Consider the following 21,371-nt stretch of genomic DNA (forward strand, 5'->3'; position numbering starts at 1 on the left):
ATTCTTTTTTGACGTTTTTCTTAGAGTCTTGTGACTTAGCCATGATATTTTAGTATAAAATTAATATTCCAATTTGCACTGATAAAATATGATTTCAAATTTACGAAATAAATTGGCATTTAATATTATTTCTATGTTTGGTTAAAGCAATTTTAGCACCCATAGTTCCACCATTTCTTCCTGGCGCCAATTTTGGTTTCTTTTTGTGTTTTTTGAAGCTGATCGAACCTTCTTATGTAAAAGCAATTCCTTTTCGAAACGACCACCTTCAGCCAATTCCTTTTCAATAGGATGACCTTCTTTCTGATTGGTAATTTGAGCTAAATTAGAAAAAAGAATTACCACCCGGCCATTAATTTTAGTGTGTTTTTTTGCTTCTGCAAAAAAGCGTGGAAACAAATCTTTTTCATAGTAAATTGCTCCATCAAGACCTTCTGGATTGTAAGAAGCAGGTAACCATGGTGGATTAAATACAATCAAATCTGATTTTGTATTATTTTGAGCAAATAAATCTCCAAATTGCAGTTCTATCTTCGATTCTAATTTGGTTTTACTCAAACTTTTAGATAATCCTATTATTGCATTTGGATTGTTATCTGTTGCACAAATTTTTTCAAATCCATGCTTTAACATTTGAAAGCTTAAAATACCGGAACCAGTTCCTACATCTATGGCCGATTTTTTATCTCCCTTGTAACGGTCTAGCCATTTCTCAAATACCTTTACGTGTTCAAATCGAGTAGGGAAGTAGGTACCGAAAAAAGGATGTATTTTTCGATCAAGAACAGGAACGAAGATGCCTTTGTCATACCATTGCCAAGAGCTGTTTAATCCTTGTACCTGCGGATATGGTAATAGGAATTCAGTAAAATCAGGATACAAGTCTTTTAACCAGCCAATTTCCGGTGATTTTCTTACAGTTAGTTTGTTATTTGTTATATGTAGTAACAGTTTATTAGAAAGCTCTTTGTAAGCAGTTCTGAATTCACGTTGTCCTCTAAATGTTTGATCAGGATATTTTTTTTCAAGATGTTTTTTTAATTCACTGAGAACGGCTAGTCCACTGCTGTAATAATCAACGATTAAAACGAAATGCCCATCAATTAGTGCATCCACAGCATCCATAGGATCCATACGTTTTTTGTAAGGAAATACTTCAATATCTGCCACAATTGGTTCAGGTCGGTTTACTGATATTTTCTTACCTGATATTCTCATCTCTAATTCACTCTTTAACATTCCTAGTTTGTTTTTTGCGTTTTGCAATACTAAGGCAAAACCCCCAAAGCAATGTTTTTCGCAATTAATTTAAAAAATTTGTGTAAACGTAGTACAATTACACTTCATACTACGTTTAATGTACAGAATTAATTGTATCTAATTCGTAATAATTCCTAATTGAGCTGTTCCTAATTATGTATTTATAGCTAACAAAATTGTCGAATTCCTTTAGACGTTAATCTCTAATAGAAGATATTGATGACCGGGAATACTTAGAGGCAATCCAATTTCAGCTACTTCATTAGAACTAAGCCTATATTCTTCCTCTGAAAAAAGTTTGTTAAAGTGCAATTCTATCGGACGAGGAATATTCATTACTTCCATAGCATGTGCAGGAATTTTCACCTGTATATGCTGATTGTTAGAATCAAAATTGCAGATTACCAATACCTTTTGCTCGGCAGTGTGTCGCAAAAAGGCATAAACCTTATCCGAATTAAAGATCGATAAATCAGTATTTTGCCACATGATATCGTAAAATTCACCTTGGGAGATGGCTGGCAATTGTGCATGCTTCAGGATATCGCGATAGGCATTTTGTAAGTTTTTTTGCTGATCAGATAATAATTCTCCATCAAATTTGCCATCATTCATCCATTTTTGATGTTCGGGTAAGTTCCAGTAATCAAATATTGTAGAACGTCCATCCGAGCCACTATAGCCAGATTCTTCCATTCCTGTTTCTGCAAATTCTTGTCCGGAGTAAATCATGGCGGCACCTTTATTAAAGCAAACAGATAGCATCATCGCCGGAAGGGCTTTAATTGGATCTGATGCAAAATAGGGTGAGGCAAGTCGTTGTTCATCATGATTTTCCAAAAAACGAAGCATATATTCATCCAGATTATTTAAGGATTGCCAGCATTGTGAAATATCTCTAGCCGGTCTTTCACTTCTAATAATTCCCTTGAGCGTATCATACAAACCCACTTTATCATACAAATAATCGAATTTACCTGTTTTGATGTAAGCTTCGTATAAATAAGGATTGTACACTTCAGCAATAAAAAGAATTTCAGGAAATGCCGATTTTATTTCTTCAATCACCCAATGCCAAAATTCAACGGGCACCATTTCGGCCATATCGCATCGAAAGCCATCAACTCCTTTTTCTGCCCAATAGAGCAAAATGTTTTTCATCTTTATCCATGTATTTGGAATGGGATCGAAATGTAAGGAATGATTATTCTGATAATCGACACCATAATTTAATTTTACAGTTTCGTACCAGTCATTTAATTGCGGATTGGCGGTAAATTGATCGTTTCCTGTTGCCTTAGCAGGGAATTCCAGATAATCTATATTTGGAAAATGCTTTCTTATTTCATCAGACAGGTGTAGATGTTCATGCGGTAAATAGTAAAAATTATTGTTGGGCGCGAAACCTACACCACTATTATCCTCTTCGCCAAAATCGGAAATGCCTTTGGGTTTTACATCCGAATGATATTCTCTGGCCAAGTGGTTGGGAACAAAATCAATAATCACCTTCATTTTGTTCTGATGCGTACGGGTAAGCAGATTTTGAAACTCTTCAATTCTCTGATTTACATCTTCAGCCAAATCGGAGTTTACATCATAGTAATCTCTAATTGCATAAGGAGATCCTGCTTTTCCTTTTATCACTAATGGATTGCCATGTGGAATTCCGGCATCAGGATATCCTTCGACAATTGCATGCTCAAGAATTCCAGTATACCAAACATGAGTAATTCCAAGTTTTTTAATTTCCTGAAGAGCTTTATTGCTGATATCATTGAATTTACCAGTTCCGTTTTCACTCCGCGAGCCATTTACAACAAATTTTGTGTTTTTGTTTCCAAATAAACGAGGAACTAACTGGTATATAATTGGTTTCTGGTCGGTCATTTTTAAAAAATTCTTTTTGTAGGAATATACTTGAATACCAGTGCTGTTCTGCTTGGAAGATATAAGTAAATCCTGTGTTTGTTCGACATTAGTGCTTCAGGTTTCGAATAGTAAAGCAGATTTCCGTCTACGCGATCAAAACCTCCATATTTTTTTTCATCAGAATTAAGTACCAGTTGGTATTTACCTGAATTTGCAGGAATACCATAATGAGTGAACGATTCGTTTGGATTTAGGTTGTAAACAAAAAGCAAATCCTTTCTCTGAACAGCTAAAACTTGATTTCCCTGATCGGATTGAACGCAATTGATATAGGGTTCATTAATGAATTCCTCTTTGTTTTGAAGAGCAATCATGTCTTTATCAAATTCATTTAAAGTTTCGAAACGCAAGAGTTGATTGTCAACTAAACTCCATTGACGACGTGCATGTTTATAGGACCAATTATTTCCTACACGTGGGAAATCTATCCATTCGGGATGTCCGAATTCATTGCCCATAAAATTTAAATAACCATTCCCGGAACAGGAAATAGTTAACAATCGAATTAATTTATGAAGAGCAATTCCACGATCAACGACTAAGTTTTCGCTTGATTTATCCATGCTATCGTACATGGCTTTTTCAATTAAACGGAAAATAAGTGTTTGGTCACCAACCAGTGCCTGGTCGTGAGATTCGGCATAGCTAATGGTTTTTTCTTCGTATCGTTTGTTGGATAATTCGTAGAAGATTTTACCTACATCCCAGTTTTCATCAAGTGTTTCTTTTATCAGCTTGATCCAATAATCGGGAATTCCCATTGCCAATCTAAAATCAAAATCCAAACCTCCATCTTCAAGTGAGGATGCTAATCCCGGATATCCACTCATTTCTTCGGCAACACTAATTGCATTTGGATTGTATTCGTGAATTAGTTTGTTCGCTAATGTCAAGTAGCAAATGGCATCTTCATCTTGTCCGCCGTCAAAATACATTTCATAGCTGGTGAAATCTCTCGATAAACCATGATCGTAATACAGCATGCTCGTAACGCCATCAAAACGGTATCCGTCGAAATGATATTCTTCTAACCAGTATTTTATATTGGATAATAAAAGGTGCAGGACCTCATTTTTTCCATAATCGTAGCAAAGAGAATCCCATGCGATATGTTCTCTTCGTTCATCTGCATGAAAAAACTGATAAGGTGAGCCATCGAAATTACCTATGCCTTCCAATTCATTTTTTACAGCATGCGAGTGGATAATGTCCATAATTACCATGATGCCCAATGAATGTGCCGCATCAATTAGTTGCTTTAATTCTTCGGGAGTTCCAAAACGGGAAGAGGCGGCAAACAAACTCGAAACATGGTACCCAAAAGAGCCATAGTAAGGATGCTCCTGAATGGCCATCAATTGAATTGTATTGTAACCAGCTTTGTGAATTCGAGGCAGCACTAACTCACGAAATTCATTGTAAGTGCCAACGCCTTCTTTTTCGGTAGCCATTCCAATATGGGCTTCATAAATAAGTGGCGATTTGTATTTTACTCTCTTTGACTCATATTTCCACTCGAAAGGCAATTCACTTTGCCATACTTGTGCTGAGTAAATCAGTGTTTTCGCATCTTGTACTACTCGTGTACACCACACGGGAATACGTTCTCCTTTTCCTCCAGGCCAATGAAGAAGTAATTTATAGAAATCAGCTTGTTTTAGTGAAGCTAATGGCAGTTTCAGCTCAAAATTCCCATTTTCGATTTTCTTGAATTGATAGTCCGCATGTTCTTGCCAGTCAGAAAACTCACCAATAAGAAACATCTTATCTGCATTTGGAGCCCATTCCCGTATGATCCAATGATTTGAATTACGATGGAGTCCATAGTAGTGATGTCCATTAGCAAAGTCTGAAAGTGTTGATTTTGTGATCTCTCTTTCTTTTTGAGAAGCTGCGTTTAATCTTTTTTGAATCACATATTGATAATCAATCAACATGGGGTCAGATTCAATTATTTTAAGATGTTTAATCATATGCAATATAAGTGTATCTGGTTAGGGTGTAAGTCATAGGTGCGACAATCCTAAAGGTACAATTTATCTATTATAATTATTTTATAATCGAGTGAAGTTTTTGAGAATTTTGTATACCTGATAGTGATAGTTAAGGAAGAGCTGAATTTGCAGTCAATTACGTTTCCATTTAATTTAAATAAGGGGATTTAAATGGATGGAGTTAATCCATTTTATCGGATATGTTGCTTTTGGTTAATGTGTGGGATTATTAGGAAGTAATTGTCGTACATTTTTTTTAATAAAACTTAAAATGTCTTATAACTAATAGCTTGCCTTTACTCTTTTTTTGAATCTGTTTGCATTTCGCAATCGTTTTAACCAAATTAGATAAGAAATGAGCCAAATACAACATTTTGTATGAAATGAAACCGCTTAATTCACACTATATAAAATAACAAATAATTACAACAGGAAATTTTGTTAAGTAATCTTCAGCTCGAAGGAAACAAACCCAACAATTAGCCTGTAAAAACTTATTTCTATGAAAAAATTAATAAACAAAGTAGACGATGTTGTTGTAGAACAAATGCAAGGAATGGCAGCAGCACATGCTGGTGTTAAGATTAATCTTGAGCCAAAATACATGTATCGTTCAGATTCTCCAATTAGCACCAAAGTTGCTATTGTTTCTGGCGGAGGAAGTGGTCATGAACCAATGCACTGTGGATTTGTAGGAATGGGAATGTTAGATGGTGCTTGTCCGGGGGAAATGTTTACTTCGCCTACACCCGATCAAATGCTTGAATGTGCAAAGCAAGTGAATGGTGGTCCTGGAGTTTTATTTTTGGTGAAAAATTATACAGGTGACGTAATGAACTTTGATATGGCAACCGAAATGTTGCATGAGGAGGGAATTGCAGTTCAAAGCATTTTAGTTGATGATGACGTTGCTGTAAAAGATAGTCTTTACACTGCAGGTAGACGTGGAGTGGGAACAACCGTGCTCATGGAAAAAATTGTTGGGGCAGCAGCTGAGGCTGGTTATAATTTAGATCAATGTGCTGATTTGGCAAGAAAAGTAAATTGTAGTGGCAGATCAATGGGAATGGCGTTAACTTCTTGTATTGTACCGGCGGGTGGTAAACCTAATTTTGAAATAGGTGATGACGAGATTGAGTTCGGCGTTGGTATACATGGAGAGCCTGGACGTAAAAGAATGAAACATACCACTGCAGATGAAATCACAAGCATGTTGGTGTCAGGAATATTAGAAGATGAAAACTATACCAGAACTGTAAGAGAGTGGGATAGAATAAAAGGAGACTGGGAAGATAAAGTTATTACCAGTGATGCATTGAAGGCTGGTGATGAGGTTATTGTGATGGTGAACAGTTTGGGTGGAACTCCACTTTCAGAATTGTATGTTGTTTATAAAAAGCTTGCTGAAATCTGCGAAGCAAAAGGAATTAAAATCGTAGAGAAGTTAGTTGGGGCTTATATTACCTCTCTTGAGATGCAAGGTTGCACCATAACTATGGTTAAAGCAGATGCAGAAATGAAGAAATTTTGGAATGCACCGGTAAATACACCCGGTCTTCGTTGGGGCATATAAGTTCAATAAATTAGTAAAGTATAAGTCAGGATGTTCATAATTATTTGTGACATCCTGATTTATTACATTAAAATTCATTTTCAAGAGTAGTTGAATTTGAGTTTTTAAACAAGATTTAATTAATAAAACAAACATGATGAATGTAATATCGCAGGTTTCAATTAATGAGTGGCTGAAAGAAATTGCAGTGGTGATGAGGCAGAATAAAGATTATCTGTCTCAATTGGATGCTGCAATTGGTGATGCCGACCATGGGATAAATATGGATAGAGGATTTCAAAAAGTCCTTATAAAAACAGAAACCTTTGCGGATCAAGATATAGGAGCAATGTTGAAAAACACCGGAATGACTTTAATCTCTAGTGTAGGTGGAGCTTCAGGACCTCTTTACGGAAAGTTTTTTATGCAAATGGGAATGGCCTTAATGGGCAAGATGGAGTTGAATTTAGAAGATTTATCTACTGGAATTTCTAAAGGATTGGATGGTGTTAAAGGCATTGGTAAAGCATCTGTTGGGGATAAAACTATGGTAGATGTTTGGACTCCTGTTGTTGAATCGCTTAGCGAATCAGTTAACCAGAAGGATACTTTAGAGATTGCATCCGATAAAATGGTAATAGCGGCTGATAAAGGTTTGAAATCGACTATCAACATGATTGCACGAAAAGGCCGAGCCAGTTATTTGGGAGAAAGAAGTATTGGACATCAAGATCCAGGAGCTACCTCTTCATGTTTTATCGTGAATATATTACAAGGAATTATTGTTGGAAAAAAATAGGAAAAGATGATCGGATTAGTAATCGTTTCGCATAGTAAAATGTTGGCAGAGGGAGTCAAAGAACTTGCCATGCAAATGGGGCAAAATAAAGTGAGGATAGAAGTTGCTGGCGGCTTAGATGATGAGAATAATCCCATTGGAACCGATCCTATGAAAATTGAAGAAGCAATTCGTGCCGCTTATTCTGAGGATGGCGTTTTGGTTTTAATGGATATTGGAAGTGCAATAATGAGTGCCGAAATAGCCTTGGAATTTTTGGAGGATGATATTCGGAATAAAGTGGTTTTGTGTGAAGCTCCTCTTGTTGAAGGTACAATTGCAGCGGCAGCTCAAGCCATGTCTGGTTCTGATATGAAAGATGTGATTGCCGAGGCTAGGAATTCATTACATGCTAAAAATGTTCTTTTACAACCAGAAAAAGAGATTGATGAAACTGTATCGGATGAGCAAAATGAACTACCTGTAGATGGAATAAATTTACAAATTATTGTTCCAAATAAACAAGGACTACATGCCAGACCTGCCGCAAAATTGATTGAGATTGTGAATCGTTTTAACGCCAGAGCTTTGGTTAGTGCCAAGGGAAAGAAACCTGTTTCTGCCTCCAGTATCAGTCAGGTTGGTACTTTGGGTGCGAAAAATGGCGAAGTTCTGGATTTTGTCATTTTTGGTAAAGATGCAGATGAGCTGGAAAAGGCCTTGATCTATTTCAGAGATGCAAATTTTGGTGATGATGACAAGGAAATTATTGAAACAACAACAAAAAAAATAGTGAAGTCAGAGGCTTTGGATGGTGCAATTCATGGAATTGCTGCTTCTGAGGGAATCGCAGTTGGCAAATCTTTATGGTTCAAAAAAGAATTACCAACTATTAATAAGGAAAATGTTGAGGATACAAATCATGAAATTTTCTTGTTGCACCAATCGATCGATCGGGTAATTCAAGAGTTGGGGGTGATTCAAAAGAAAATTACCCGTGAGCTGACTAAAGAAAAGGCAGAGATCTTCGATTACCACAAACTTCTTTTGCAAGATCAAGATTTACTTAAAGAAGTTGAAGACACTATTCGTAATGAAAAAATAAATGCAGCTTATGTCTGGTCAAGCCAGATCAAGAAATTGGAAACAGAATATTTAGCGATGGATAGTGCCTATTTGCAAGAACGAGCTGCAGATGTAGTGGAAGTTGGTAATAAAGTACTTGTGGAGCTATTAGGTGTACCCAAAAAGAAGATTGTACTTACTCATGCTTGTATTATTGTTACTGACGAACTAGGACCAGCCGAGACCATGGAATTGGATCTTAATTTGGTGCAGGGAATTATAACAAGAACTGGTGGGGAGACTTCTCATTCTGCAATTTTATCAAGATCCTTGGGTATTCCGGCAATTGTTGGTGTAGGGGAGCAGATAGATAAGATTATGGATGGCGAGGAAATTGCTATCGACGGATCAACAGGTGATATTTGGACGGCAAATCATCCGGATGTAATTGCAGATTTAAGAAAAGCTAAAGAGGTAGAGCAAGTAAAAAGGCAGGAATCTCTGGCCAAAGCTAAAGCCCCGGCTGTTACTAGAGATGGAAAAACCTTTCAAATAGTAGCAAATGTAAGTGGACCCAAGGAAGCGAAGATATCATTCGAGAATGGAGCAGAAGGAGTTGGCCTTTATCGAACAGAATTCCTGTTCATGAACCGGGAAGATGCTCCGTCGGAAGAGGAACAATATCAGGCATATAAAACGGTTTGTGAGAACATGAAAGGCTATCCGGTCACCATCAGAACTCTTGATGTCGGCGGAGATAAACCCATTCCTTACCTTGATATTCCTGCTGAGAACAATCCATTTTTAGGCCTAAGAGGCATTCGATATTGCTTGCAGGATACCAAATTATTTAAAACACAATTGAGAGCAATCTGCCGTGTATCCGCTGAATACGATGTTCGGGTGATGTATCCAATGGTTGGTGTGATTGAAGAGGTTCTTTCGGCCAATGAATTGCTTCGCAAAGTGCAAACAGATTTGAATAAAGAAGGAATTGCTTTTTCGAAGAAGATGAAAGTTGGCGTAATGATAGAAGTGCCGTCAACCATATTTTTTATTCCACAATTAGCTAAAGAATTGGATTTCTTAAGCATTGGGACCAATGATCTTACTCAGTATTTGTTGGCATTAGATCGGGATAACAACAGCGTAGCTAAATATCATAGTCCCTTTCATCCAGTGGTATTAGAAGCTATTCGAGAGATTATAAGCCGTTCGAAAAAAGCGGGAATAGAGGTTAGTATGTGTGGTGAGTTGGCAGGAAATGCTAAGGCGACTAACCTGTTAATTGGTTTAGGCTTAGAGAAGTTTAGCATGAATAGTCCGGCAATTCCTAAGGTGAAAGAAATGATTCGGGCAATGAATACTTCTGATAATCAGACTGATTTTCAAATTGATTCATCGATTCGGACTCTTGAGGGACTTAAAAAATCACTTGGAGAATGATAAGCCAGAGATCTTAACTCTGTAATTTATTAATTAATTCTTACTTTCATAAAATGTAATGGATTGCAAATTTGATTAAAATCAGACTTCTAATTTGCAATCCATACTCTATTTCAAATAAAAGATTAATAAGGTGATTAGCGAGGAACTAAAAGCATATTTTGAACGATCGGAGGTCTGTAAAATCTTGGAATCCGATCAACAGTATATTGTCTATTATTCCAATACCAACCAGGAAGAGTTGGAAAAGTTTTTTATTGGTGAGCATACGCTAATGTTTATCCTGAAAGGCAACAAAGGTGTAGTTACTCCGAATCATTACTACCAGATTGAGGAAGGCGAAGCCATTTTCATTAAAAAAGGCTCAATTCTTATCAACGAAAAATTGATTCAGGGAAACCAAAATTCCGGTATTTTTATTTTCTTAAAAGAGGAATTTATTGTCGAGTTTGTTGATAAATACCAACACATGCTTCACTCATCGGAAGCCATGGATATTAAAACTTGGGGTGCCTATCAATATCATATGGATTCATGGATGCAGGTGTATATCTCTTCTTTGATTTCTTATTTTCAAGTTCTACCACTTCCTGCTCCAGAATTATTAAGCAACAAATTAAATGAACTTCTTTTAGTTCTGATATTAGGGCAGGAGCGAACCTATTTTATTAGTTTCCTTAGGGAAATATTAATGGTACGTCAGTCGGCTATTGATACGGTTCTGCAATCGAACATTTATCGAAATCTTAATGTTGATCACCTCGCATTTCTTTCGAACAAAAGCTTGTCGCAATTCAAAAGAGAGTTTAAGAAGAAGTACAATGACAGCCCGGCTAATTGGATTCGAATTAAAAGATTGGAATACTCTTCTCATTTACTAATAAGCACAGACAAATCAGTAAACGACATTTGCTGGGAGTCTGGTTTTTCCAATGTTTCACACTTTTGTCAACTTTTTCAAAAGCAATATGGCACTTCACCCTTAAAATACCGAAATGTAATTAGGGATTAGTATTATTTAGCCGGATTTACAACAGTCCTTTTTTTAATAGAGGGGTGAAGTGCAATAGTTTTTTTGCGATCCTTTAAGAGATCCATAAAGCAATTTGTGCGGAAGAGATAGTTTGAGCACTGCGTTATTCTCAATTCGTTTTATTATCTTAATAGGATAAATTGATATACACATTCAAGGGGGAATAAATAGTTGCTATATGAGATCTGAAAAATTCCAAAATGAAGTTGATTTAAAGTACAAATTGTACAATAGTATATTTTTAACCTTGCCGTTAGATGGCATACATGGAACGGGTATTTTAATTCCCATTCTGAAAGATTCATGCTCTAAAGGCTTAGATACAGGGAAATCACCTGTTGAAATTTTCGAGAACTTTTTTGAGAAACAAACTTCTTTTCGAACTGAGAAAGAACAGTTTGATTTTATGTTTCGTGTGATTCATTATATTGAACGACAGGTAGTTTTGCTGGATGCAGTGGAAGACGCAGTCTTTGATAAAATGAACGATTTAGATGGAGCCGGTAGTTTGAAGGCATTGAAAGCGGAAATTAAAGAACTTGGTAAAGGAGAGGGATTTAAACGTGATTTGGAGAAATTTGCCGTGCGGGTAGTATTAACGGCTCATCCTACGCAATTTTATCCAAGCACGGTGTTAGCAATCATTAATGATTTAATAAAATCCATTCAGAAAAGTGATTTACTTCAAATTAAATTATTGCTCACGCAATTGGGAAAAACGCCGTTTTTTAAGAAGGAAAGACCAACACCATACGATGAGGCTAAAAGTTTAAGCTGGTATTTGGAGAATATATTTTATCAGTCGGCATCTGATTTGTATTCCGAATTGCTAAATAATGAAGAATTATCTGATGAAATGGTTTGCCCTACAATTTCATTTGGCTTTTGGCCAGGTGGAGACAGAGATGGGAACCCCTATGTAAATACAGAAACGACATTAAAAGTTGCTGAACGGCTTCGGTATATTCTTTTCTCTAATTATTACAAGGATTTGAGACTCTTGCGAAGACGTTTTAGTTTTAAAGGCGTGTATGAGCTAATTGTTGATTTGGAAGAAAAGGTTCTTAAGGCATTGAATAAAAGCGAATCTGGTACTGGGATTTCTGTTGAGGAAATAAATATTTCGTTAAAAAAAATTGAAAAAATATTAATTGAAGAACACGATGGTTTTTTTCTTGATTTATTGAAGAAATTTCAGAATAAGGTGAAGTTATTTGGTGCTCATTTTGCCAGTATTGATATCCGGCAGGACAGTCGAATCATAAAGACAGCTTTCGATGTTTTATGTGAATCTTCTCCTGTTATCAATAAGCAAATTGGCGATCTTAGTATGGAAAATTTGTTTGAATTAAATGGGTCTGTCACTTCTATTCAGACTGATGATGAGGTGAGTAAGGATACGATTACTGTTTTTTCTGCCATAAAAGAAATTCAAGAAAGAAATGGGGAGTCTGCTTGTAATCGTTTCATTATCAGTAATTGTCAGACTTCCGTTGATGTTGCGCGAGTATTCGCAATGGCTAAACTTTGCGCATGGGAAGAAACTTTACCGCTGGATATTGTGCCACTTTTTGAAACAATTGATGATTTGGCAAAGGCAGATGAAACAATGAGGGAGTTGTTTGAAAATAAAGTATACTATCAGCATTTATTATCGAGAGGTAAGAAGCAAACCGTAATGGTTGGCTTTTCGGATGGAACCAAAGACGGTGGCTATTTTTCGGCAAATTGGAGCATTTATAAAGCCAAAGAGAATATAACACGTTTGGCTCGTGAAAAAGGGATTGTGGTGGTCTTTTTTGATGGACGGGGCGGACCGCCGGCGCGAGGAGGCGGGAATACTCACAAATTTTATTCTTCCCTAGGAAATAATATCGAAAATCAGGAAATACAAGTAACTATTCAAGGTCAGACCATTAGTTCGAAATTTGGAACTAAGGCATCTGCAAAATATTATCAGGAATTACTGATTACTGCAGGCTTGGGAAATCGGTTGTTCGAAGATCGGAGCAAACAATTGTGTCTTAAAGACAAGGAAATCATGGAAACTCTTTCACAATATAGTTTGGAGGAATATCATCGGTTTAAATCATCGGATAAGTTTGTTCCTTATTTAGAGAAAATGAGTGCGCTAAAATACTATGGAAAAGCAAAGATTGGTAGTCGACCCAGCAAACGAAAGGCATCAGCAGAATTGAATTTTGAAGATTTACGGGCAATTCCTTTTGTAGGAGCATGGAGCCAGATGAAGCAAAATGTACCAGGTTTTTTTGGTGTTGGAGCATCTATAAAAAGGTTGAAAGATGAAGGACGAATGGAAGGCTGCAAAAGTTTGTACAATAATTCATTATTTTTTAGAACTTTGGTTGAAAACAGCATGCAATCCATCAGTAAATCTTATTTTTCATTAACTGAATACATGAAAAAGGATGAGGAGTTTGGCGAATTTTGGAACTGGATTTACAGGGAATATCAATTAAGTATTGATATGTTGTTGGAAGTGTCCGGACAAAAGGAAATCATGGAATTATCACTGGAATTAAAGGATTCAATTCATTTACGTGAAGAAATTGTATTGCCCTTAATATGTATCCAGCAATTCGCTTTAATGAAAATTCGGGAAATGGACTTGTCCGGAAATATTGATCAGAATAAATATATCACATTGCAAAACTTGGTTATTCGGTCACTTTATGGTAATATTAATGCTAGTAGAAATTCAGCGTAAAATAAGTTTAAGAAAAATTATTCTCTAATAACAATTTTCTAAGATGAATATCGTTTTCTTTGTAATTCAAAAACGAACTAAAAAAACAAAAAGAAGCCCAATGAAGATATACAAAACATTTTTTTCAATCACACTTTTCGCCTTATTTTCACTTTCAACATTCGCACAGACTACTGAAACTTCAACAGAAGTTAAAGCAGAGGTGAAAAAGCAGGAGGTAACAACGCAGGAAGTAACCAAACCAAAGGCTAAAACGCCAGTCGTAAGGAAGCCTTCAAAATCTTATCTTGACGAAGGATCAATAAAAGAGCAGTTTGATTATATGATGAGCAAATCTAATCGCTACGAAGATTACAAAGTGGTTAAGAAGAGTTCTTTAGATAAATTCCAGTCCAATGTTACGGATTCTTTGAATTTTGTGAAAAAGAATTTATTGGATTCAAAATCCTTAGTGTCTACTCAGAATACAGAGATTAGTTCGTTAAAGAAAGAATTGCAAACGGCAAAAGATCAACTGGAAGAAACGGTTAAATCTAAGGACAGTATGGGTTTATTGGGAATGCAACTTCCAAAATCAACTTACAATACTATAATGTGGGTTTTAATTCTGATATCCCTTTTGGTAGCTGGTATATGTTTCTTTTTGTTTAAGAGGAGTCACGTAATAACGGTTGAAACCAAAGACACTTTGGAAGATGTGCGCGAGGAATTTGATACACATCGTAAAAACGCCCTTGTACGCGAGCAAAAATTGGCAAGAAAACTTCAAGATGAGGTGATAAAAAATAAGAATTTAGGTCTGTAAGATTTTAATTTCAAAAAAGTAAAAAAAGAGGTTTGACAGAAATGTCAGACCTCTTTTTTTTGTAGAGCAAATTCATGTAATTTATTTACTGCTTTTAAATTGATTTTTGTGAAATATTCTTTGATATCAAGACTGCACCAACAATAGATAATATCAGAAGAAATACCGCAAATTTGCAATAGAACCCACAATAAAATTGATCCTGAGCCCCCAATTCAAAAGCTGACCAACCGAAAGCAATAAGTACAACATAGTCGATGAATAATATCGAGCTAAGTAATAATAATATAAGTAATGTTTTTTTCATTATTCTAGGTGCTTACTGTAAAGTTAAAACCTCTGTTGTAGATCTAAAAATTACTTATTGTGAATGTTTTATCTTATCTTTGTGATATATATTACATCATTATGTTGATACAACCAAAGGACTCTATTTTTTCCAATTGTGAAATTTGTACAGACAAGTCTTGTGCGGTTCAAACGCTGTCGAGAGATGATCTAGCTTTGTTGAGTGATAACTACCATGAGACATCATTCGAAAAGGGCGAAATAATCTTGTCGAAAGGTTCTTTTGTAGATCATGTGGTATACTTACGTCGCGGACTTGTTAAGGAATATGGAAAGGGCGAACACAAGCAAGAGTATATATTACAAGTGATTAAACCTCAATCTTATTTAGGATTGCATTCTATATTTAGTAACAGTTCAAATCACTATTCCTATATGGCTTTAACTAATGTAACGGTTTGTTATATTAAACTACCTGTTTTTTCTAAATTTATTAAAGAAAATGGAAGGTTTAGTTATGAGATATTGTCTTCGGTATGTAATGATAGTTTGCGAAATTATCATCGTTTTATCGATCAGCATCAAAAGAAGATATTCGGAAAGGTTGCTGATGCTTTATTGTATTTTTCCAGTGTTATTTTTGAATCTTCAAATTTCACCTTACCTCTTAGCCGTAAAGAAATTGCTCACATGATTGGTACCAGTAGAGAAAGTGTATCAAAACAGATTTGTGGGTTTGAAGCAGATCAAATTATTAAAGTAAACGGTCGTAGTATTTTCATTTTGGATATGGAGAAATTGAAACAAATCAGCAGGGTCGGATAATTTGTAATACTTCAAATACCTAAATGTTGGTATTTATCATCTCTTGTATTTTTTGCAACTTCGCGCTTGAACATTTCGCTGGATTGCTTTTTTGAGCAACTTTTAATTCTATTTCATTTCAGTAAAGAGGTTCCGCGATACTAATCTTGAATTTTATATGAATTGGCTGAAAAAAAACTGGGACTGGATTTTAGTTTGTGTCATTGCGTTTGTACCTCTTTTCAGCTTATATGAATTGGCAAATTTCAATTTCGAGAATAATAATTACGATTTTCTCATTTTTGATGATTATGAATATCCTCCGCACATAGCTGAACAAATGGATTTTGATACCATCCCAGGTATTAAATTTGCGATTCATACTACAGGAGAATGGGCCATTCGTTTTCTGATTACCATCTTACTGTGCACACCTGTGCGAATTCTTTTTGGGTGGACGTGCAGTCTCTATACTCGTCAGGCAATAGGCATAACGACAGGTATTTACGTGCTTCTTCATTTTTCCTTATTTCTAAAATATGAGGGATTCTTTGCTATTTTTAGTGAACCGGAATTGGTGCTGGGATTTTTGGCAGGAATTATAGTGGTTGCGCTAATGATTACCTCAAATAAAAGATCCATGAAGCTATTGAAAAAGGCATGGAAGAAGCTTCACCGAATGGCCTACGTGGCCGCAGGCTTAGTTCTTTTGCATGTGATATTACTCAAAGAAGACTGGCTTGTTTATGCTTGTATATTGGGTTTGGGTTTTCTAATTAGATACAAACCAATTCGTTCTCGTTTAGAAGAGTTGCGCCTGAAAAAAGCCTGATAATCGAATTTTTTGAGTGATCTTCTGATTTCAGAAGGGGTAACTTGAAAAAAATTACTAATTTCAGGTCTTTAATCCCCAACTAAGCTAATCCTTCATGAATTTTTTGTTGAAAATTAAGTTTCTCTATTTGCTCCTCTTTATTTTATTGATATCATGCTCATCTGGTGATAAATCAAAGAATTCAATTAGTGTATTTGCGGCGGCAAGTGTTACCAATGTAATGACAGAGATTGCGGGAGAATTTAAAAATGAAACAGGTATACGTATTCAGTTAAATTTTGCATCATCAGGTATATTGGCCAGACAAATTGAAAGTGGTGCTGGTTTTGATTACTATGTGTCTGCAAGTAAGGAGTGGATGGATTATTTGGATTCTATGCAATTGGTTAATCGAAATTCGATTAGTAGCATCGCTGGAAATAGAATGGTAGCGATCGTGCCAATAGAGAATAAGGAGTTATTTATTGATTCGGTTTCGATTGTTAATTTCCCCGATCTCTTTAAAGGTCGTATTTCAATTGGTGATCCAGCTCATGTTCCTGCAGGTAAATATGCTCAACAAATTATGAGTTCAAATTCTTGGGAAGTAAAATTAGCGAAACGAATATTACCAGCTAAAAATGTACGGGATGCACTCTTTATGGTCGAAATGGGAGAGGTTGAAATGGGAATGGTGTATTCGTCGGACGCGCAGAAATCTAAAAAAGTAAGAACAGTTTATGAATTTGCAGTTGCCGATTGTGACCCGATACTTTATTATGGTGCAGGAAAAATAAAATCTGATGAAAATTTAAAAGCTTTTCTAACTTTTTTAGAGGGAGATAAAGCCAAGTTGATTTGGAAAAGGAATGGCTTTAAAATAAACTAATTATGGAGAATTGGTTCGTGTTTTCGGAAACAGAAATGAGTGCAATAGGCCTTTCTTTTAAAGTGGCTTTGTGGTGTGCTATTCTGGTTTTACCAATGGCAATTTTGACTGGCTGGTGGCTGGCCCGTAAATCATTTAGAGGAAAGTCTTTAATTGAGGGTTTTGTAAATTTACCATTGGTACTGCCACCTGTTGCAACAGGATTCGTTTTGTTGCTTTTGCTGGGTTCAAAAGGGCTGATAGGTCAGTTTATATATGAATGGTTTGGAATACGAATTGCCTTTACCTATTATGCTGCTGTAATTGCCTCTATGATTGTGTCTTTTCCCTTGGCTGTTCGTGCCATTCGTCTTTCAATAGAAATGGTAGATCCGGGTTTCGAAGAAGCCGCGAAGACATTAGGCGCCAGCACGTTTCAGAGTTTCGTGAGAGTGACTTTGCCCTTAGCTTTGCCAGGTATTATCAGTGGCTTTGTTCTTTCGTTTGCACGATCATTGGGTGAGTTTGGTGCGACCATCATTTTTGCAGGAAATATATCCGGAGAAACACAGACAATACCATTGGCTCTTTTTAATCAGATTCAGGTTCCAGGAATGGAAAGTTCAGCATTCCGATTGCTTTTGGTTGCTGTGGTGTTTTCTTTTTTGGCTATGTCTGTTTCTGAATATTTAGTGAAGAAATTATACAAGCGAATTTAGCTTTGTAAAACCTATTTTAAGAACGAAAAAAAATCTGTTGTTTATGCACGCTTTATCGGCACATTTAAAACGTAAAAAAGGCAATTTCTCTTTGGATATTGAAGTTGATTTCTTTCGGGGAATTACTGGGGTATTTGGTCCGTCGGGAGCAGGTAAAACAACTTTAATGCACTTATTGGTTGGTTTAGAGAAGCCCGATGAAGGATTTTTGCAGATTGACGATATCTTGTTGGTAGATACTGTAAAGAACATAAATGAGCCTGCCCGAAATCGTAAAATTGGATATGTGTTTCAGGAAGGACGATTATTTCCTCACATGACTGTTCGGAAAAATCTGCTCTTTGCCACAAAGTACGTACCTAAAGGCAAACAAGTTATTGAATTTGCCGAATTGGTAAACTTATTGGAATTAAATAATTTGCTTGAAAAGCGACCCAAACAATTATCCGGAGGAGAAAAGCAAAGAGTGGCGATAGGGAGGGCTTTACTCAGTTCTCCTAAGCTTTTGCTGATGGATGAACCGTTTTCCTCTCTGGATGTAAAGTTGCGTAGACAGATTATTCCTTACCTGATTAAGATCAATCGAAAATTCAACATACCAATGCTTGTTGTAAGTCATGATTTGCCTGATTTACTAAGTTTGACCCGAGAGTTGTTTCTGCTCAAAAATGGACGTGTTCTTGGGCACGGAAACTATCTTGATTTGATTGAGCAGGAGAATATGTTTGATGTAATGCGGGGTGCTGGTTTAATGAATGTGCTTCAATTTAAGGTGGATGCTCACGATAAGGAAAATGGACTAAGCATTTTAACGAACAAGGATGCTAGTCAGGAAATTAGCATTGAGCGGGAAATGGTAAGTGATTGTTGCCAAATTGGTGATGAAATTAATGTGTCACTTCGACCTGAAGATATTTCTTTAACCTTGGAGAGGATCCCAAATATTTCCATCAGAAATCAGTTGCCGGGAACAATAATGAAAATAATTGAGAAAGATAATCGGATCTATTGCCTTGTTGATGTTGGCTTTAAATTGCTTGTTTCAATTACACATGCTTCTTTGTTAAAAATGGAGCTTACCAAAGGAAAACAGGTGTGGTGTTTGTTTAAATCAATGGCCTTGCAAACTAATATTTGAAATAATTATGAATTGCAAATTTTAATTTTGTGCTAACTGCTACTACTTGCTCACTGATACTTCTTGCAAAGCGGTCGTAACATTCCCTCTAATCCATTTAGTTTTATTTCATACATGGAAGCAAGCATTTCTCCTAATTTCCCAGCAGGAAATCCTTTTTGTCGGTACCAAACCAAATAAGGTTCAGGAATATCAATTAAATATCGACCTTTGTATTTTCCATAGGGCATTCTCATTTGAATTAATTTAATTAATTCTTCATTCATGAAAGCCCCATCTATATTTTCCATAATCGTTTGTTGATTGTTTGCTGTAAAGATATTTTAGATTTTTAAGATACAAGAGATTTTAGCATGAAATTTGTACTTGACATTATGGATAATTTTCGCATAACTTTATTAATCTTTAAAAGTAATTCGAGATGAAGACATTAGAAAAACAAAATATAGGAAAGGAAATCTTGTGCAAATGGCAAGATGAAATTGATCTGCTTGAGGATTTATTAAAGGTGTCTGCAATTCTAATTATGAAATTGCATCCTCACGAATTGGAAGTTCTTGTTAGTTCGCGTAACGAGAATAACCCTTATTCAATTGGAGACAGAGGAGAGCTTAGTATTGGTTCGTACTGCGATTCGGTTGTTGCGAGCAAAGCTAAAGTTTACATTGAAGATGCCTTATCAGATGATTTTTGGAAGGATAAACTCAAGTATAACAATGGCATGTGTTGCTATTTGGGCTTGCCAATTCTATATCCTAACGAGGAATTGTTCGGAACCATATGTGTCTTAAATAAGGAATATAGAGAATTTAATGATTTAGATCAGAAATTAGTTAATCATTTCCGGAAAAGTATTGAGTCTGATTTACTTATTAATGAGTAGAATGATATCATTCGCAAGCCTCAATTTATTAAACGGAGCTACTCGGCAAAACCGCCACCAATTAATTTATCACCAATGTAGAATGCGACTGGTTGCCCGGGTGCAATTGCCCATGCCGGATCCTCTAATTTCACTTCCAGTTCTTTACCATTGATGATATGTATTGTGCTGTATTTTTGTGGATTTCGGCCCAATCCCCGCACAATGGTGTTAATATTTGGCAACTGACTGTCAGCAATATTATTGAAATAATAATCGGAAACCTTTATATTCATTCGATTCAAATCATCTTTCTTTTCCAGGATAAGGGTGTTGCTACTGGCATCAATCTTACTCACCATTAAGCCCGATTTTTCTTCCAGGTCCAGACCTCTTTTCTGACCAATTGTGTAGTAGGGATATCCATCGTGCCAACCCAAATGATTGCCTTTGGTATCGGTTACTTTTCCCCGGCCGATTTTCTGATCCAGATCAGGAATCATTTCTTGTAAAAAGTCGCGGTAATCCATGTGATCCATAAAACAGATGCCCATGCTTTCCTTTTTCTTGGCAACTTCGGCATAATTGTAGTTTCGAGCCAATTCACGCACTTCCGTTTTAGTATATTTTCCTAAAGGAGTAATTGTTCTCGATAAAATATCTTGTCCCAAATTCCAAAGGAAGTAAGATTGATCTTTCGCAGGATCTTTTCCTTTGTGGATATAGAAATTATCCGATTCCTTGATAATCTGAATGTAATGTCCAGTAGCAATAAATTCACAATTCAGCTCATTGGCTTTCTCCAAAAGTAATTTCCATTTCAGTTGCGGATTGCACTGAATACATGGACTGGGAGTTCGTCCGGCCATGTATTCATCCAAAAAGAACTGAATAATGGTTTCTCTAAATTCTCTGCGGGCATCAATCACATGATGTTCGATACCTAACTGATGCGCCAATTTTTGAGCATCAACAATAAAATCGGGTAGAGGATCAGTAGGATCAAATGAATTGTTTGGGCCAAAAAACCACAAAGAAACACCAATAACCTGATAGCCTTGTTCTTTTAGCATCATCGCTGCTACCGAAGAATCGGTTCCTCCGCTCATTCCCAATACAAGTCTGCCTTTTGTGTTCATCCCCTCGTTCATATCATCATCCATTTTGTAATCCGGTGCAAAAATATCTCTTTAAAATCTGATAACAAAATCATTCTTGTCGGGGAAATCATAATGAATATCGAAAAAATAAGTAGTTATCGTGGCTTTTTCCTATTTTGGGCGAG

17 protein-coding genes are annotated in these 21,371 nt (G+C 36.1%); 12 read left to right on the forward strand and 5 right to left on the reverse strand.

What is annotated here, in order from left to right:
* Positions 1 to 141: 141 nt before the first annotated feature.
* The 3 genes from ALGA_RS18760 to ALGA_RS18770 all read right to left on the reverse strand — a co-directional run bounded on the left by ALGA_RS18760 (position 142) and on the right by ALGA_RS18770 (position 5,165).
* The gene (locus tag ALGA_RS18760) at positions 142 to 1,239 is read right to left on the reverse strand and encodes a methyltransferase (RefSeq protein WP_197705616.1); all 1,098 of its coding nucleotides are present in this window, start codon (positions 1,237 to 1,239) and stop codon (positions 142 to 144) included.
* Between the two features lie 210 nt (positions 1,240 to 1,449).
* The gene (locus tag ALGA_RS18765) at positions 1,450 to 3,150 is read right to left on the reverse strand and encodes an alpha-amylase family glycosyl hydrolase (protein WP_096431839.1); all 1,701 of its coding nucleotides are present in this window, start codon (positions 3,148 to 3,150) and stop codon (positions 1,450 to 1,452) included.
* Positions 3,151 to 3,152: 2 nt separating this feature from the next.
* Positions 3,153 to 5,165 carry an alpha amylase C-terminal domain-containing protein gene (locus ALGA_RS18770; RefSeq protein ID WP_096431841.1) on the reverse strand — a complete coding sequence of 671 codons (2,013 nt, stop codon included), beginning with the start codon at positions 5,163 to 5,165 and terminating at the stop codon, positions 3,153 to 3,155.
* A gap of 523 nt (positions 5,166 to 5,688) precedes the next feature.
* Here ALGA_RS18770 and dhaK point away from each other — a divergent pair.
* From dhaK to modC, 11 genes are all read left to right on the forward strand, one after another.
* Positions 5,689 to 6,759 carry a dihydroxyacetone kinase subunit DhaK gene (gene dhaK, locus ALGA_RS18775; protein WP_096431843.1) on the forward strand — a complete coding sequence of 357 codons (1,071 nt, stop codon included), beginning with the start codon at positions 5,689 to 5,691 and terminating at the stop codon, positions 6,757 to 6,759.
* A gap of 133 nt (positions 6,760 to 6,892) precedes the next feature.
* Positions 6,893 to 7,537: a dihydroxyacetone kinase subunit DhaL gene (gene dhaL, locus ALGA_RS18780; protein WP_197705617.1), complete on the forward strand. Its 645-nt coding sequence runs from the start codon at positions 6,893 to 6,895 to the stop codon at positions 7,535 to 7,537.
* A 6-nt stretch (positions 7,538 to 7,543) separates the two neighbouring features.
* A complete protein-coding gene (ptsP, locus tag ALGA_RS18785) occupies positions 7,544 to 10,027 on the forward strand; it encodes a phosphoenolpyruvate--protein phosphotransferase (protein ID WP_096431845.1) in 2,484 nt (827 codons plus the stop codon).
* Positions 10,028 to 10,160: 133 nt separating this feature from the next.
* Entirely contained in the window at positions 10,161 to 11,039 is an 879-nt protein-coding gene (locus tag ALGA_RS18790; RefSeq protein ID WP_096431847.1) for a helix-turn-helix domain-containing protein, read from the forward strand.
* A 199-nt stretch (positions 11,040 to 11,238) separates the two neighbouring features.
* Positions 11,239 to 13,788: a phosphoenolpyruvate carboxylase gene (locus tag ALGA_RS18795; RefSeq protein ID WP_096431849.1), complete on the forward strand. Its 2,550-nt coding sequence runs from the start codon at positions 11,239 to 11,241 to the stop codon at positions 13,786 to 13,788.
* Positions 13,789 to 13,888: 100 nt separating this feature from the next.
* Positions 13,889 to 14,593 carry a hypothetical protein gene (locus ALGA_RS18800; RefSeq protein WP_145957680.1) on the forward strand — a complete coding sequence of 235 codons (705 nt, stop codon included), beginning with the start codon at positions 13,889 to 13,891 and terminating at the stop codon, positions 14,591 to 14,593.
* A 408-nt stretch (positions 14,594 to 15,001) separates the two neighbouring features.
* Positions 15,002 to 15,706, forward strand: a complete 705-nt coding sequence (locus ALGA_RS18810; RefSeq protein ID WP_145957681.1) for a Crp/Fnr family transcriptional regulator — start codon at positions 15,002 to 15,004, stop codon at positions 15,704 to 15,706.
* A gap of 157 nt (positions 15,707 to 15,863) precedes the next feature.
* Positions 15,864 to 16,517 carry a ferric reductase-like transmembrane domain-containing protein gene (locus ALGA_RS18815; RefSeq protein ID WP_096431857.1) on the forward strand — a complete coding sequence of 218 codons (654 nt, stop codon included), beginning with the start codon at positions 15,864 to 15,866 and terminating at the stop codon, positions 16,515 to 16,517.
* A 97-nt stretch (positions 16,518 to 16,614) separates the two neighbouring features.
* The gene (gene modA, locus ALGA_RS18820) at positions 16,615 to 17,388 is read left to right on the forward strand and encodes a molybdate ABC transporter substrate-binding protein (RefSeq protein WP_096431859.1); all 774 of its coding nucleotides are present in this window, start codon (positions 16,615 to 16,617) and stop codon (positions 17,386 to 17,388) included.
* 2 nt (positions 17,389 to 17,390) lie between these two features.
* A complete protein-coding gene (gene modB / locus ALGA_RS18825; protein WP_096431861.1) occupies positions 17,391 to 18,086 on the forward strand; it encodes a molybdate ABC transporter permease subunit in 696 nt (231 codons plus the stop codon).
* 43 nt (positions 18,087 to 18,129) lie between these two features.
* Positions 18,130 to 19,224: a molybdenum ABC transporter ATP-binding protein gene (gene modC, locus ALGA_RS18830; RefSeq protein ID WP_096431863.1), complete on the forward strand. Its 1,095-nt coding sequence runs from the start codon at positions 18,130 to 18,132 to the stop codon at positions 19,222 to 19,224.
* 50 nt (positions 19,225 to 19,274) lie between these two features.
* Here the strand turns inward: modC and ALGA_RS18835 are convergent, their stop codons facing one another.
* Positions 19,275 to 19,514: a DUF3820 family protein gene (locus ALGA_RS18835; protein WP_197705618.1), complete on the reverse strand. Its 240-nt coding sequence runs from the start codon at positions 19,512 to 19,514 to the stop codon at positions 19,275 to 19,277.
* 131 nt (positions 19,515 to 19,645) lie between these two features.
* Between ALGA_RS18835 and ALGA_RS18840 the strand changes: the two genes are divergently transcribed.
* Entirely contained in the window at positions 19,646 to 20,107 is a 462-nt protein-coding gene (locus ALGA_RS18840; protein WP_096431865.1) for a GAF domain-containing protein, read from the forward strand.
* A 38-nt stretch (positions 20,108 to 20,145) separates the two neighbouring features.
* On the opposite strand, the gene mnmA is transcribed toward ALGA_RS18840, so the two are convergent.
* Entirely contained in the window at positions 20,146 to 21,237 is a 1,092-nt protein-coding gene (gene mnmA, locus ALGA_RS18845) for a tRNA 2-thiouridine(34) synthase MnmA (RefSeq protein WP_162845490.1), read from the reverse strand.
* Between the last annotated feature and the right edge of the window lie 134 nt (positions 21,238 to 21,371).

The organism is Labilibaculum antarcticum, assembly GCF_002356295.1.
GTDB lineage: Bacteria > Bacteroidota > Bacteroidia > Bacteroidales > Marinifilaceae > Labilibaculum > Labilibaculum antarcticum.